Raw genomic sequence first — 13,559 nt, forward strand, 5'->3', positions numbered from 1 at the left:
AGGCTAACCCGTCACGCCTTGGCCTTGCTCGGACCCATCGCGACCGCGTTACCGATCACGCCGCGGTCCTGCAGGTCGGCGATCTCCTGGTCGCTGAGCCCGAGTTCGGACAGCAGCTCATGGTTGTGCTGTCCGAGCAACGGCGCGGACTGCACGTGAACCCGCTCGGGGCCCCGCGACATCTTGAACGGCAGGGTGCTGTGCGGGGTGCGGGCGTTGACCGGATGCCCGACGTCTTCGAAGAAGCCACGCGCGGCCAGTTGCGCCAGTTCGGTCTGGCGATGCGGTTGCATCACCTTGCCCACCGGAACGCCGTGGTGCCACAGCGTTTCAATGATCTCGTCGCCGCTGCGATCGGCGCACCAGGCGGCCAGGTGCTCGTCGATGGTGTCGTGGTGGGCGTGACGGCCCGCCGTGGTGGCCAGTTGCGGGTGCGCCGCCCATTCGGGACGGCCGAGCGCCTCGCGTAGGCCGGCCCACTGCTCGTCGTCGGCCACGGCCACCGCGACCCAGCAGTCGGTGCGACCGAACTCGTCGATGTCGTTGGTGCGGTAGAGGTTTTGCGGAGCCGCGGTCGGGCCGCGGTTGCCGTCGCGTTGCAGCAGGGCGCCGTAGGCCGAGTGTTCGATGACCTGTTCGGCGGCGACGTTGAGCGCCGCGTCGACCATCGCGGCCTCGACCAGCACGCCCTGGCCGGTGCGGCGGCGGTGTTCCAGCGCCAGCAGCAGCGCGTTGAGCGCATGGATCCCGGCGTTGGGGTCGCCGACCGAGTACGGCTCGTAGGGGTTGCGGTCGGGATAGCCGGTCAGCCAGCTGATGCCCGACGCCGCTTCGATGACGTAGGCGAACGCCGGGTTATCGCGCCACGGGCCGTCGAGGCCGAAGCCGGGCATCCGCAGCATGACCGCGTCGGGCCGAACCGCTTGCACCGCCGCGAAATCCAGCCCGATCTGGTCGATCACCCGGGGGGTGAAGTTCTCGACGATGACGTCGGCGGTGGCGATGAACCGGTTGAGCAGGTCCCGGCCGGCGGCGCTCTGCAGGTCCAGCGTCACGCCGCGCTTGTTGGTGTTGAGTCCGGAGAAGATCGGCGACTTCTCCCACCACTGGTCTTCGGTGACCGGGATGCCGGCGATGAGCCGGGTGCCGTCGGGGCGGCGGGTCGACTCGACGTGGATGACGTCGGCGCCCAGCATCGCCAGCAGGTGGGTGCACGACGGGCCGGCCCAGAAGGTGGTCATGTCGATGACGCGCAACCCCTCGAACGGCAGTTTCGCCGATATGTCCCTTTCGGCGCGATTCGGGGGGGATTTTCGTCCCGAATGTCCCTTCGGGCGGTAGTGCTCGGTGTGTTCGCCGAGGCGGGGAGCGGGTTCGGGCGCGCGCAACACGGCCGGCTGCATGCGGTACGGCGGGCCGGGCTGGTCGAACCCGTCGCGGGGATTTTTCACAAACGATCCGCGTTCGCGGAAGTGGTCGAGTGCGACGGCGTTGGCGCCGTTGGCCACCGGGGCGTTGGGAATACGAAATGCCGTCGCCAGATCGCGGATCTCGTCGACGGTGTGGCTCTCGACCCACGCGTAGAGTTCGTCGGCCTTCTCGTTGGCCTGCTCGGTGATCGACAGCGGCGACTCCTCGTCGATCCAGTCGTCGTGGCCGGTCATCGCGCACAGGTCGAACCACTGCTGCGCGGTGCCGCAGCCGATGTCGATCAGGCCGTCCTTGGCCCGCGCGATCCCGGGCACCGTCAACCGTCGGGCATCGCGCCACGGCCTGCCCAGCATCTCGAAGTAGGACACCGGATAGTAGGTGAGCCCGAGGATCTGGGTTTCCAGCATCGACACGTCGACCAGTTCGGCGCCGCCACGCATCCGCGACGCCAGCGTCGCCGCGCTCGCGTACGCACCCGCGAGGTACTCGCCGACCTGCCCGCCGACGTACACCGGCGCGCGATCGGCCGAGCCGCGGCCCAACCCGACGATGCCGCCCGACCACGCCTGCAGGGTGAACTCTGTTGCGGCACAGTCGGTCCACGGACCAGACAGCCCGAACGGGGTGATCGACGTGACGGTCAGGTGAGGATGCGCCGAGCGGATCGCCGCCGGCGTGCACACCACGTGTTCGGCCACCGACGATCCGCGCGACCACACCACCGCGTCGGCCTCGGAGAGCAACGCGTTGACGAGGTCGATGTCGCTGTCGGGGTCGGCCACCACGCTGTGCTTGGCGCCGGCCAGGAAGCTGAACAGCGCACCGTCTTCACCCGCCGCGATCTCCGCGCCGGACGCCGACCACCGGCGCAGCCAGTCCCCTTGCGGCGGCTCGACTTTGATGACTTGTGCACCGCCGTCGGCGAGCAGCTTCGTGCAGTAGGCGCCCGCGATGCCGGTGGAAAGGTCGACGACGACGTACCCGTCCAGTGCTGCCACTAGTCCTTCTTGCGGTTGGATTTGCTCAGCCGGAACTCGGCCGGGAACCTCATATCGTTGTCGTTGACCGCGTCGGCCAACCCGCTGTCGATGGCCTCGTGCATGTCCAGGTCGTCGGTGTCGTCGTTGGCCGCGCCGCTGCCCATCGACTCGAAGAACGCCGACAACAGGCTGCCCATGTATTCGCCCTGGTGTTGTTTGAACACCTCGAAGAAGATCTTCTGCTGAAACACGGTGTCGACGGGCCGGTTTCGGGCGCATGCCCGCGCGTACTTGTCGACCTCGGCCTCGAGCTCATCGCGCGACACCACCTTGTTGAGGAAGTTGCACTGATACATCTCCTCGGCGGTGAACGGGCGTCCGGTGAACACCATCTCCTGGAACTTGCGCAGTCCCATCATCTGCACCCACGTCCACATCCGGGGGCCCCAGCCGTAGTACCGGAACGACGGATGCCCGAACAGCGCGTCGTCAGAGGAGATCACCAGATCCGCGTCGGCGCACTGATAGAAGTGCCAGCCGTAGCAGTACCCCTTGGCCTCCACGATGCTGATCTTCTTGAGCTCCTGCAGTGGGCGGTTACCGGCCTGCACGTTGGCGTACCAGGCGCTGATCGTGGCCCCGTGCCGAAACGACCCTTTCGGCGGGTAGGTGACCTCGCCGACGCCGTCGTCCTCGAGGCGCAGTTCGGCAAGGCGCAGATCGGTGTTGTCGTTGCCCTCCATGAACTCCGGAAGGTCCGCGCCGCTGCCGAGGTTGTCGCCGACGCCGCGGATCACCACCACCTTGACGTCGTTGTCGACGGTGGCCGCGCGCAGCAGATCCGCGTAGCGCAGCCGCGCCGCCGACGTCGGCGCGTTCAGATACTCGGGCCGGTTGAACGTGATGGTCGCGATCTTGGTCTTCGGGTCCTTGCTGTAGAGGATCAGTTCCTCGGGCTTGGGCCGACTTCCGTTCTCAGACATGTAGTTCCCTTCAGCCGATGCCCACGCCGGCGTTTTCGCCCGCACTCTTGGCCCGAGCGCCCATCTGCGAAGGGCTGCTGGTCAAAACCTCTGCTCCGGCGGCGGTGACGTGCACTGCCTCGCGGCCGAAGACCGCGCCGACGCCGGATTCCCACACGTAGGAGGTGACGGCCAGCACCATGCCGGGTTCGAGGATCTCCTGCGCGCAGGTCTGGCGCAGCTGTGGTGTCACCACCGGCGGGTCGAATCCCAGACCGAGGCCGTGGGCCACCGGCATCACCGGCAGCCGCTCCCCGGCCGCCTCGTAGACCGCCAGCAGATCGCTCGCCGGGGATCCGGGCAGGCAGGCGGCGATCAGCCGCTCACGCAACTCGTCCCAGCGATCGTAGAGCGCGGGGACCGCCGAACCGTCGATGTCGCCGACCGTCCACGTGCGGCCGACCTCGCCGAGGTAGCCGTCGGCCAGCACACCGGCCGAAAACGCCACCAGGTCACCGTCTTCGATGCGGCCGTCGCTGCGGGCCCGCCGCCACGGGTGGTCCTTGCTGGTCGCCCACGCGCCGTCCTGGGTGGCCGGCGTGGTGACACCGCCCGCGGCCATCGACTCCATCAGCGCGCCGGTCAGCGTCTGCTCGGTCACACCGGGGCGCAACTCCGCGCGGGCCGCGTCGAGCGCCGTCTCGGCCACCGCCAGCGCGCCGCGCAGCACCGCGATCTCGTCGGCGGTCTTGACCCGCCGCGCCGCCCGCAGGGCCGGCTCCGCGTCGACGATCTCGGCGTTGGGAAACGCCATCGGCAAAAGCTGCGCGAATGTCGGTGTCAGCGAATCGGTTCCGACGCGTTTGACGGTGGCCGCACCGGGCAGCGCCTTGAGCACCTCGACGAGCGTCATCGGATTCCACGCCAACCCGTAGAGGTTCTCGTGGGGGATCTCGTCGGGGATGCCTTCATCCCAGGTGCTGTTGAGGAAGATCTCCCCGGTCGAGCGGATGACTTCGCAGATCGGCCCGAACGGCCGGGTGCCCGCCACCCACAGTTGGGGGGCGCCGGTCACGTACCGCACATTGGCCTGGCGGCCCAGCACCAGGACGTCGATGTCGCGGGCTTCCATCTGGGCCAGCGCCCGCTCGCGGCGGCCCCGGCGCAAATCGGCTGCGTCGGGCAGAATCTCGAGTGCCATTCAGATCCGATCCTGTCCGTAGGGTGCGTAAGGGTAGTCGGTGATCGACTGGTAGCCGTCCTCGGTGATCACCACGATCTCCTCGCTTCGATAGCCGCCGGTGCCGTCCTCCCACACCACGGGTTCGAGCACCAGCAGCATGCCCGCGGGATACACGAAGTTGTCGTCGAACTCCTCCCCGAGATCGGTTCCGATCATCGGCATTTCGGCGGCGTTGGTGCCGATGCCGTGGCCGAGGTAGAAGTGCGGCAGCCACGGCTTGGCGCCCCCGTTGGCGGCAATCGCCGCGCGCGCCAGATCACCGTTGGTCGCGCCGGCTTTGGTGACGGACAAAACGGCGGTCATGATCTTGCGCCACTTGTCGAACTGCGCCTGCTGACGCTGCGACGGCTCGTCGCCGACCAGCCAGGTGCGGCCGAAGTCAGAGCAGTAGCCCTGGTAGGTGATGCTGACGTCGGTCCACAGCACATCACCGCGTTCGAGTTCGCGTTCAGTGGTCAGCAGCGGCAAGGCGAGGTCGCCGGTGGTGGTCCACACCGACCCGCTGGTCTTCGTCGTGGGCATCACCTGCCAGATGGCCTCGAGCATGTTGGCGGTCGCGCCCAGTTCGAAGGCCCGCCGGACGAACGCCGCCGACAGGTCGACCTGCCGCACGCCCGGGGCGAGCGCTTTCTGCACGTCGACCATGGCTTCTTCGGTGATGCGGCACGCGTTGCGCACACACGAGATCTGATCGGGCGTCTTGACCAGCTTGGCGGGCCCGACCACCTGGGCGGCATCCGACGGCGGTCCGGACGGGAACAGGGTTGTCGACGCGCGCCGCATCGCACCGGTCATCTCGTCGACGGCGACCGTGCCGCCCGCGGGCACCAGGTCGGCCAGCACTTTGCCGAACTGCTCGACGCCCTCGTCGAATTCGAGGTACAGCGCGGGATGCACGTGGTCGTCGGGCACCTCACACGCCGAGGCCGACCCCTCCCGCAGCGGCATGAACAGGTGGGGATGCGGATCGTCGGCCAGCACGATCGCCACCGGGCGTTCCACGTGGGACAGGCCGGCATCCAGCAGCGGCCAGCTGACGCCCGTGGCGTAGACGACGTTGCCGTTGCCGAGCAGAACCAGTGCGTCGACGCCCTTTTCGCGCATGGAGTCGCGCAGCCTGGCCCCGCACTCGCGGTACATGCGTGCGCGGTCGGGAACCTCCGGGATGTCGATCAGCGTGGACTGTGTTGCGAAGGTGGTCACGAAATCCCCAGGAAGTTCTTGATGTTGGTGCTGACGATCTTGACGGCGTCCTCGGGTCCGACCGCGTCGACGACGGTTTGTAGCGACTTCTCCGAATAGCCGAACGTCGATTCGTTGTGCGGGTAGTCCGACGACCACATCGCGTTGTTCACGCCGATCTTGTCAATGAGCTCCAGGCCGAGCGGGTCGACCATGAACGACGCGCTCATGTGGTTGTCCCAGTAGTGCCGGACCGGATGTCCCAGTTCGTGGTTGAACATGTGGCGATACGAGGCGAGCATGTGTTCGGCGTCCTGCAGTGCCGTGGGCACCCACGCGATGCCGCCCTCGAACCACCCGATCTTGAGCTTGGGATGGCGGTCGAGGATGCCGGAGAAGACGTACTTGGCGAACTGTTCGCGGAACGAGTCCACGTTGACCATCATCCCGACCACGACGCTGTTGTGCTGGCACGGCGTCTTTGGCGGCGTCTCGCCGATATGGTGGCTGACCGGCAGGCCGGCGTCCTCGATCTCGTCCCACACGGCGTCCATGTCGGTGCTGCCGTAGTCGTAGATGTTGCCGTCGTCGTCCTTGCCGGGGTTCAGCGGCAACAGGAACGTCTTGAGGCCCAACGACTTCAGCTCCTCCAGCGTACTCCTGGTGCCCTTGGGGTCCCACCAGTTGATCAGCCCGACGCCGTAGAAGTGGCCCTTGCTGCGTTCCTGCAGATCGGCGATGTGCTCGTTGTAGATGCGGAACACGCGCTCGCGCAACGACTTGTCCGGGTAGTGGAACAGCGCCAGCACGGCGTTGGGAAACGCCAGCTCCTTGTCAATACCGTCTTCTTTGAGCTCGCGGACCCGAGCGTCGATGTTGTTGGTCGCCGCGCCGGCCAGGTCGTCGTACTGCATCAGGACCCGGCCGAAATCCCCGCCGGTCCAGGCCTTGCCCTTCATCCCGACCATGTAGGCGCCGTCCTCATACCAGATCCGGGGTGCGGCGCCCTTGAGCTCGTCGGGAAAGCGTTCGTAGAAGATGTCCTCGGCCACCGAGATGTGGTTGTCGGCCGAGAAGATCTCGGTGCCGGCCGGAAGCCCGAAATCGCCTGTGGCGCGGCCCTTACGGTGCTTGGGGGCGCCGTAGCCTTCGGGTGGATACAGGGTGGAGGTGGTCGGGGGGTGGGCGGGGGTCGTTGAAGTTGCTGACATCGTTGACACTCCAATCGGGCTGTAAGAATGGACCTGACTACCAGGCCACCGGAAGTTCGTAGACGCCGTAGGCGAGCCGGTCGTGTTTGAACGGCACCTCCTCGATCGGCACGGCCAGCCGCAGGGTGGGGATGCGCCGCAGCAGTGTGTGGAACACGATCTGCAGTTCGGCGCGGGCCAATTGCTGGCCGACGCACTGGTGCCGGCCGTAGCCGAAACCGAGCTGCTGGGTGGCGTCGCGGCTGAGGTCGAGCTTGTCGGGCTCGGGATAGGCGGTCGCGTCCCAGTTCGCCGGGGCGAGGTCCAAGATGATGCCCTCGCCCGCGCGTATGGTCTCCCCGGCGATCTCGATGTCCTCGAGGGCCACGCGACGCTGCCCGTTCTGGATGATGGACAGGTAGCGCATCAGCTCTTCGACAGCGTTGGCGATGAACTTCGGATCGTCGGAATCGCGTAGCTGCGCAGCCTGTTCGGGGTTCTCCAACAGGGCGAGCACACCGATGCCGATCATGTTGGCGGTGGTCTCGTGCCCGGCGATGAGCAACCCCGTGCCCAGCTGTGCCGCCTCCTTGACGCTGATCTCGCCGGCGTTGACGCGTTCGGCGAGGTCGGACACCGCGTCCTCGGACGGGTTTTCCATCTTGGCCTTGACGAGGTCGCTGAGATACTTCGCGAGGCTCATCGCACCCTTCTGCCCGTCCTCTGCCGACGCGTAGCGGGCCAGGCCGACGTTGGCGTGGTGCTGGAAGAACTCGTGGTCTTCGTATGGGACGCCGAGCATTTCGCTGATCACCCGGGTCGGCACCGGCAGCGCCAGTTTGGCGACGATGTCGGCGGGCTGCTCACCGGCCAGGATGTTGTCGATGCACTCGTCGGTCACCTCCTGGATCGCCGAGCGCAGACCCTCGACCCGCTTGAACGTGAACGGCTTGGACAGCATCCGGCGGAACCGGGTGTGCTCCTCGGCATCCGAGGTGAACACCGAACGCGGCCGCTTGTACACCGTGGACAGCATGTGCTCGTTCCAGTGCGGGAAGCCCTCGATGCGGTCGTCGACGCTGACCCGCGAATCGGCGAACAACTCGCGGGCGACCGCGTGACCGGTGATCAGCCACGGGGTGGTGCCGTTCCAGATCCGCACGCGCGACAGCGGTTTGGCCTCGCCCATCTTGAGCATCTGGGGCGGCGGGGCGAACGGGCAGCCCGCATCGCGCTCCATCGGGTATTCGGGGATGTCGGCGGCGGTTTCGGTCGTGCCGGTGGTCAACGTGTCGGACATATGGCCTCTCGTCACTCCTCGATCTGGATGGCTAGGGCAGGGCAGGCGGCCGCGGCTTTGCGGGCGTTGTCGGCGTCGTCGCCGTCGGGGCTGTCGTTGAGCAACATGACGACGCCGTCGTCGTCGCGCTGGTCGAATACCTCGCCGGCGTTGAGCACGCATTGGCCCGAGGACACGCACTTGTCTTGGTCGACGGTGATTTTCATGTCACATCCGTCCCGTGACGGGTGCGCGCCACAGCCCGACGATCGCGTCGATCAGACCCGATGCCACCGAACGCCAATTGGTGCGTGCGGTGTCGGCGCCTTCGGCGAACGCGCGCTCGAAGTCCGCGCAGGTGTGCATCATCAGGTTGCGCACCATGATGTTGCGTTCGGTGACGACGGCCATCGGCAGGTTGGGCAGACAGCGGGTGATGCCGCCGACCACTTGCTGCAACGCCGGCGATGCGAGCGCGTCGCGCACCACGATCTTCTGGTAGGCCGGATCGGCCAACGCTTGGGCCGCGAAGCGCGCGTACCAGGTGGGGTTCCCGAGCTGTTCGAGGTGCTCGGTCAGCGAACACACCATGCAGGCGATCCAGTCGCGCAACTCCGTGGAGTCCGCGGTTTGGGCGACCATGCGCTCCAGCAGTTGCTCGATGGAGATCCGGTGCTTCTGCTCGATCGCGCGCACCAGGTCGAGTTTGGTGCCGAAGTGGTAGCCGACCGCGGCGTTGTTGCCCTGTCCGGCGGCCTCACTGACCTGGCGGTTGGAGACGGCGTACACGCCGTGCTCGGCGAACAGTCGCTCGGCCGCCGTCAGGATCGCTTCGCGCGTCACGCTCGCGCGGTCGGTGCGAACACTGCGGGCTGTGGTCACGGTCACTAGTCAACCGCTCCCGGCGGCTTAAGTCAAGCGACTGATTTAAAGTCTGGTTGTCCGGTCGAAGGGCGTGTGTGGTCTCTAGAGTTGCTGGACCATGGCGGTTTCCCGATTCACCGACAACGGTGGCGTCTGGCTGCACTTCGTCGACTCCGGGGGCGACGACGGCGGCGCACCGATCGTGTTCGTGCCGGGGATGACGTGCGTCGCGGAGGACTACGAAGAAGTGCTGCCGGCCTTCGGCAGGCGCACCGTGGTCGTGGAGCTAAGGGGGCACGGCCGCAGCGCCGCCCCGGCCGACGGCTACGACGAGGCGGTGTTGAGCTCCGACGTCGGTGCGGTCGTCGACGCGGTGACCAGTGGACCGGTCCACCTGGTCACGTTCTCCCGCGGTACGGCCTATGCGCTCGGGTGGGCGCTGCGTAATCCCGACCGGGTGCGCTCGCTCGCGATCGGCGACTACATCCCCGAGGAACGGCTGTTGCCGCCGGGTGCGCCGCGCCGTCTGCTCGACGGGCGCTGGCGGGGTACTCCGGTGCGCGAGCGCCTCGACCGCGAGGCGGCGATGAAGACGTTTGCGGCCGCTCGTGCCCGGTCGTTCTGGAATGAGCTTGCTGCGCTGCAGATTCCGTTGCTCGTGGTGCGCAGCGGCGAACGTGTTCTGGTTACCGACGAGCAGTGGTCGCGGTATCGGGACGAGTTCCCTGATGCGACGTTGGTCGAGTTCGGCGACTCGCCTCACGACATCTTCCGCCCGGACCGCCGCAGGTTTCCGCAGTTGGTTCGGGAACATGCCGACGGCGCTGACGGCCGCTAGGCTTCGTTGTCGGACTTCGGTTTGCGCACAATGACTTTGCCCGCGACGGTGCCACCGTCGACCGGAAGGATCGTGCCGGTCACGTACCGCGAGCGGTCGGTGGCGAAGTAGAGCGCCGCCTCCGCGACATCCTCCATGGTGCCTTCGCGCTTCAGCGGACGGTCGTTGCGCATCTGTTCGCGGATCTTGGCCTCGAACTGCTCGAGCTTTTCGCGATCCTCGCCGGTGGCCGACTTGCGCACGATGGCGGTGCGGATGTTGCCCGGCGCAATCGCGTTGACGCGTATCTCATAGTGGGCCAACTCGATTGCCGCGGACTTCGTGAACTGGATGACGGCTGCCTTCGAGGCCCGGTAAGTCATCACGCCGCCGCCGGCCTGGATGCCGCCGATCGAGGTGAGGTTGATGATCGACCCGCCGCCGTGCTGCGACATGTGCCGGGCGGCGTCGCGGGTGCCCGCCATGACCGCGCGCACGTTGATGCGCATCACGTGGTCGAAGTCGGCCAGGTCGTCGTCGAGGAAGCGGCGGTGCATGGTGCCCGATACACCGGCGTTATTGACCATGACGTGCAGTCCGTCGAACCGGTCGATGGCCGTCGACACCAGGCCACTGACCTGTTCGATGTCGGTGACGTCGGCTTCGACGAAGTGGGCGTTGGCGCCGATGTCGGCGGCCAGGGCCGTGCCGCCGTCGCGGTCGACGTCGCCGATGAGCACCTGGGCGCCCTCGGCGGCGAAGCGGCGTGCCAGGCCTTCGCCGAGGCCCGACGCGCCGCCGGTGACGACCGCGACCTTGCTCTCGAGCTCACCCGTCATGACCCTCCCTCTTCTCTCGCCCAAAGGGACATTGGGCACAAAGAATGCGGGTAGAAACCGCCCAAATGTCCCTTTCGGCGGCTAGATGCGCTCATGTCGACGTGACCTTGTGCTCGGCCAGAAACTCCAGCAGCAGCGCGTTGACGGCGTCGGGCTGTTCGATCTGCGGGCAATGCCCGGCGGAATCCACCACGGCCGATCGCGCACCGCGGATCTGCCCGGCGATGTCGGCAGCCCAACCGGCAGGCAGCAGCTTGTCCCCGCCGCCCTCCACCACCAGCGTCGGCACCGTGATGCGCTCGTAGGCACGGGTGCTCGACGGCAACGGCGGAGCCTCCAGCCCGGGGCGCCGAAACCTCGCTGCGGCCAACGCCTCCCACGCGCCGGGTGCGATGCTGGCCTGGTAGCGCCGCTGCACGTACGCCTCATCGGCGGGATACGACGGGCTGTAGAACAGCGCTTCGACGATCTTGCGCATGGCGGGCAGCGTGGCGTCGTAGTCGTAGAGCGCCGCCGAGAACTCGTTGCGCTGAATCTCACCGCCGCCGCAGATCGCCACCATGCCGCGCACGGGCAGCACCGCCGATTCGGAGGTGATGTCGACGAACAGGTTGACCGCGCCCATCGAATTGCCGACGAAGTACGCGGAGTCCACGCCCACCTGCTCACAGAACCGCGCGATGTGCCGGATCCGCATGCCGCGGCCGTCGGTGAAGTCGACGACCTTGGCCGTGTCGCCGAAGCCGAGCATGTCGGGCGCGAGCACTCGGTGGTGCGCGGCCAACGCGGCGATGTTGCGCTCCCAGCCGAGTTCGGCGCCGGCGCCGAACTCCCCGCCGTGCAGCAACACCACCGGATCACCCTGTCCGGCCTCGAGATAACTCGTGACGAGCCCGTCGACCAGGACAGACTTGCGTGAGAATGCCGCCACCCCGCCCACCTACTTGATCGCGATCGGGCTGACGGGTGCGCCGACCGCGCCCACCACCTTCAACGGCGGTGCGATCAACTGGAATTCGTACACCCCGTCGGCGGCGCAGTCGGCGGCCAGCCCGGTCAGGTCCCAGTACTCGCCCAACATCATGCCCATATCGCGCAGGCACAGCATGTGCATCGGTAGGAAGGTGCCCTCCACGCCGTTGGCCGGGTCGGGGTCTTCCACCATGAGGTTGTCGGCGGCGACGGCGGCTACCTCGAGGTCGTGCAGCCACGACGCGCACGTCCAGTCGAGCCCGGAACCGGGTTCCTCGCCGTCACCGGTGGACAGGAACCGTGTCCACCATCCTGTATGCACGACGACGATGTCCCCGCGCCGGATCTGCACATTCTGCTTGGCCGCGATGTCGTCGAGTTCTGCTGGGGTGATGGGGTTTCCGGGCTCACAAAACACCTCGGCACCGCGGTGCGCTACCACGTCGAGCAGCACGCCGCGCGAGGTGATGCCCTTGACGTCGACCTTGTCGATGCCGCAGTGGAAGGCGCCGAAGCTGGTGACCGAGTCCGCCGGGAAACCGTTGTAGAGCTTGTCTTCGTAGTAGACGTGAGACAGGGCGTCCCACTGGGTGGCCGCCTGCAGCGGCATCACGATCATGTCGTCGTTGAAGCGGAACGGGTTGTCGGCGAAGAACGAGCTGAGCTGTTGGGCAACGGAGTTGCGCAGCCAGTTAGGTGCGTACTGACACAGGGTGTTCGCATCGCCGCCGTCAACGGTCATGACGTGGATGGGGTTCTGCCGGAACTGGAACGCGCCCTGCGGTCCCGACGACCCGAAGTCGCCACCGAGCGAGATGACCTTACCCTGCCGCACCGTGGCCGCCGCCTCGGCGACCTTGTCCTGGGTGATGAAGTTCAGCGTGCCCAGCTCGTCGTCGTCGCCCCACCGGCCCCAGTTGCGAACCTCGTCGGCGACGCGGCGAAAATCCTTCATACTGGCCGTCATTGCTTCCTCGTCATCATTGTCGCAGCACCGACCCGGCGAGGTCGGTCTCGCCGATTGTGCCACCATCGACCCAGATCACCTGTCCGGTGACGTAGCTGGCGGCGCGGCTGTTCAAAAAGACCAGCACGCTGGCTTGTTCGTCGGGGGTCGCGGTCCGGCCCAGCGGCGTCTGAAACGCGTCCAGGAACTCCTGCCCGTAGGCGCTGCGCAGTTGGTCGAGGATCGGCGTGTCGGTGACGCCGGGCGCGGTGCAGTTGATCCGGATTCCTCTGGTACCCAACGCCGCGACGTTGGCCATGCCGTAGAGGATGATCGCCTCCTTGGACAGCCGGTAGCCGCCGCCATCGGCGACCGCGTCGGGATGGCTTTGGCACCACTCGATCCCGTCGGCCATCGTCGTGGTGGCTACCAGCCCGGCGGTGACGTCGGCGTTCAGCCGGTAGCCCGATGCCGCCAGCGACGACACGTTCGCGATCGAGGACCCCGGCGGCATCAACGGCACCAACGCCTCGGTGAACGTGCGCGTACCGAGGAAGTTGATGGTGACAACCCGCAGCGGATCCCCGATACCCGACGACACGCCGGCGACGTTGAACAGCGCGTCGACGCGGCCGCCGATCGACGCGACCGCCGCGTCGATCGATGCCGGATCGGACAGGTCGAGCGTGATGAACTCACCGAATGACGCTGCGGGCGGGCGTATATCGAGCCCTATCACGTCGGCGCCGAGTTCGGCGACGTGGCGCGCGACCTGCTCCCCGATACCCGAGGAACATCCGGTGACCACGACCCTGCGGCCGTCGTAGCGCCACAAGTCGGCGATCTGCCCCATG

General features: G+C 67.1%; 13 protein-coding genes. 1 reads left to right on the forward strand and 12 read right to left on the reverse strand.

What is annotated here, in order from left to right; genetic code table 11:
- Positions 1-11: 11 nt before the first annotated feature.
- Genes ABQE93_RS25075 through ABQE93_RS25110 form a run of 8 tightly spaced genes read right to left on the reverse strand, consistent with a single transcriptional unit; the run spans position 12 to position 9,149 of the window.
- Positions 12-2,429 carry a CaiB/BaiF CoA-transferase family protein gene (locus ABQE93_RS25075; protein ID WP_448411460.1) on the reverse strand — a complete coding sequence of 806 codons (2,418 nt, stop codon included), beginning with the start codon at positions 2,427-2,429 and terminating at the stop codon, positions 12-14.
- Entirely contained in the window at positions 2,429-3,394 is a 966-nt protein-coding gene (locus ABQE93_RS25080) for an enoyl-CoA hydratase/isomerase family protein (protein ID WP_046750252.1), read from the reverse strand. Before ABQE93_RS25080 ends, ABQE93_RS25075 begins: the two co-directional genes overlap by 1 nt.
- A 10-nt stretch (positions 3,395-3,404) precedes the next feature.
- Positions 3,405-4,574, reverse strand: a complete 1,170-nt coding sequence (locus ABQE93_RS25085) for a M24 family metallopeptidase (protein WP_448411462.1) — start codon at positions 4,572-4,574, stop codon at positions 3,405-3,407.
- Positions 4,575-5,756 (reverse strand): M24 family metallopeptidase, encoded by a 1,182-nt coding sequence (locus ABQE93_RS25090; RefSeq protein WP_448411634.1) that lies wholly within the window; start codon positions 5,754-5,756, stop codon positions 4,575-4,577.
- A gap of 59 nt (positions 5,757-5,815) precedes the next feature.
- Positions 5,816-7,009 (reverse strand): amidohydrolase family protein, encoded by a 1,194-nt coding sequence (locus ABQE93_RS25095; protein WP_448411464.1) that lies wholly within the window; start codon positions 7,007-7,009, stop codon positions 5,816-5,818.
- A gap of 37 nt (positions 7,010-7,046) precedes the next feature.
- Positions 7,047-8,288: a cytochrome P450 gene (locus ABQE93_RS25100; protein WP_448411466.1), complete on the reverse strand. Its 1,242-nt coding sequence runs from the start codon at positions 8,286-8,288 to the stop codon at positions 7,047-7,049.
- A gap of 11 nt (positions 8,289-8,299) precedes the next feature.
- The gene (locus ABQE93_RS25105) at positions 8,300-8,494 is read right to left on the reverse strand and encodes a ferredoxin (protein ID WP_448411468.1); all 195 of its coding nucleotides are present in this window, start codon (positions 8,492-8,494) and stop codon (positions 8,300-8,302) included.
- Position 8,495: 1 nt separating this feature from the next.
- Positions 8,496-9,149 carry a TetR/AcrR family transcriptional regulator gene (locus tag ABQE93_RS25110; RefSeq protein ID WP_448411636.1) on the reverse strand — a complete coding sequence of 218 codons (654 nt, stop codon included), beginning with the start codon at positions 9,147-9,149 and terminating at the stop codon, positions 8,496-8,498.
- A gap of 100 nt (positions 9,150-9,249) precedes the next feature.
- Here ABQE93_RS25110 and ABQE93_RS25115 point away from each other — a divergent pair, with 100 nt between their 5' ends.
- Positions 9,250-9,969, forward strand: coding sequence for an alpha/beta fold hydrolase (locus ABQE93_RS25115; RefSeq protein WP_448411470.1), 720 nt, complete (start codon positions 9,250-9,252; stop codon positions 9,967-9,969).
- Here the strand turns inward: ABQE93_RS25115 and ABQE93_RS25120 are convergent.
- The 4 genes from ABQE93_RS25120 to ABQE93_RS25135 form a co-directional block, all read right to left on the reverse strand.
- A complete protein-coding gene (locus ABQE93_RS25120; RefSeq protein WP_448411472.1) occupies positions 9,966-10,787 on the reverse strand; it encodes an SDR family NAD(P)-dependent oxidoreductase in 822 nt (273 codons plus the stop codon). The two genes, ABQE93_RS25115 and ABQE93_RS25120, sit on opposite strands and share 4 nt — an antisense overlap.
- A gap of 91 nt (positions 10,788-10,878) precedes the next feature.
- On the reverse strand, positions 10,879-11,718 hold the full coding sequence (locus tag ABQE93_RS25125) for an alpha/beta fold hydrolase (RefSeq protein ID WP_448411474.1): 840 nt from the start codon (positions 11,716-11,718) through the stop codon (positions 10,879-10,881).
- A gap of 9 nt (positions 11,719-11,727) precedes the next feature.
- Positions 11,728-12,726: a cyclase family protein gene (locus ABQE93_RS25130; RefSeq protein ID WP_448411476.1), complete on the reverse strand. Its 999-nt coding sequence runs from the start codon at positions 12,724-12,726 to the stop codon at positions 11,728-11,730.
- A gap of 13 nt (positions 12,727-12,739) precedes the next feature.
- Positions 12,740-13,558 (reverse strand): coniferyl-alcohol dehydrogenase, encoded by an 819-nt coding sequence (locus ABQE93_RS25135; RefSeq protein WP_448411478.1) that lies wholly within the window; start codon positions 13,556-13,558, stop codon positions 12,740-12,742.
- Between the last annotated feature and the right edge of the window lies 1 nt (position 13,559).

The sequence above is a fragment of the Mycolicibacterium sp. XJ662 genome, assembly GCF_053484035.1.

Excerpts from the sequence above, each read along its gene's own strand:
- ABQE93_RS25105 (WP_448411468.1), bottom strand. The coding sequence starts at position 8,494 with ATGAAAATCACCGTCGACCAAGACAAGTGCGTGTCCTCGGGCCAATGC.
- ABQE93_RS25130 (WP_448411476.1), bottom strand. The coding sequence starts at position 12,726 with ATGACGGCCAGTATGAAGGATTTTCGCCGCGTCGCCGACGAGGTTCGC.
- ABQE93_RS25120 (WP_448411472.1), bottom strand. The coding sequence starts at position 10,787 with ATGACGGGTGAGCTCGAGAGCAAGGTCGCGGTCGTCACCGGCGGCGCG.
- ABQE93_RS25115 (WP_448411470.1), top strand. The coding sequence starts at position 9,250 with ATGGCGGTTTCCCGATTCACCGACAACGGTGGCGTCTGGCTGCACTTC.
- ABQE93_RS25135 (WP_448411478.1), bottom strand. The coding sequence starts at position 13,558 with ATGGGGCAGATCGCCGACTTGTGGCGCTACGACGGCCGCAGGGTCGTG.
- ABQE93_RS25090 (WP_448411634.1), bottom strand. The coding sequence starts at position 5,756 with ATGTACCGCGAGTGCGGGGCCAGGCTGCGCGACTCCATGCGCGAAAAG.
- ABQE93_RS25095 (WP_448411464.1), bottom strand. The coding sequence starts at position 7,009 with ATGTCAGCAACTTCAACGACCCCCGCCCACCCCCCGACCACCTCCACC.
- ABQE93_RS25080 (WP_046750252.1), bottom strand. The coding sequence starts at position 3,394 with ATGTCTGAGAACGGAAGTCGGCCCAAGCCCGAGGAACTGATCCTCTAC.
- ABQE93_RS25085 (WP_448411462.1), bottom strand. The coding sequence starts at position 4,574 with ATGGCACTCGAGATTCTGCCCGACGCAGCCGATTTGCGCCGGGGCCGC.
- ABQE93_RS25100 (WP_448411466.1), bottom strand. The coding sequence starts at position 8,288 with ATGTCCGACACGTTGACCACCGGCACGACCGAAACCGCCGCCGACATC.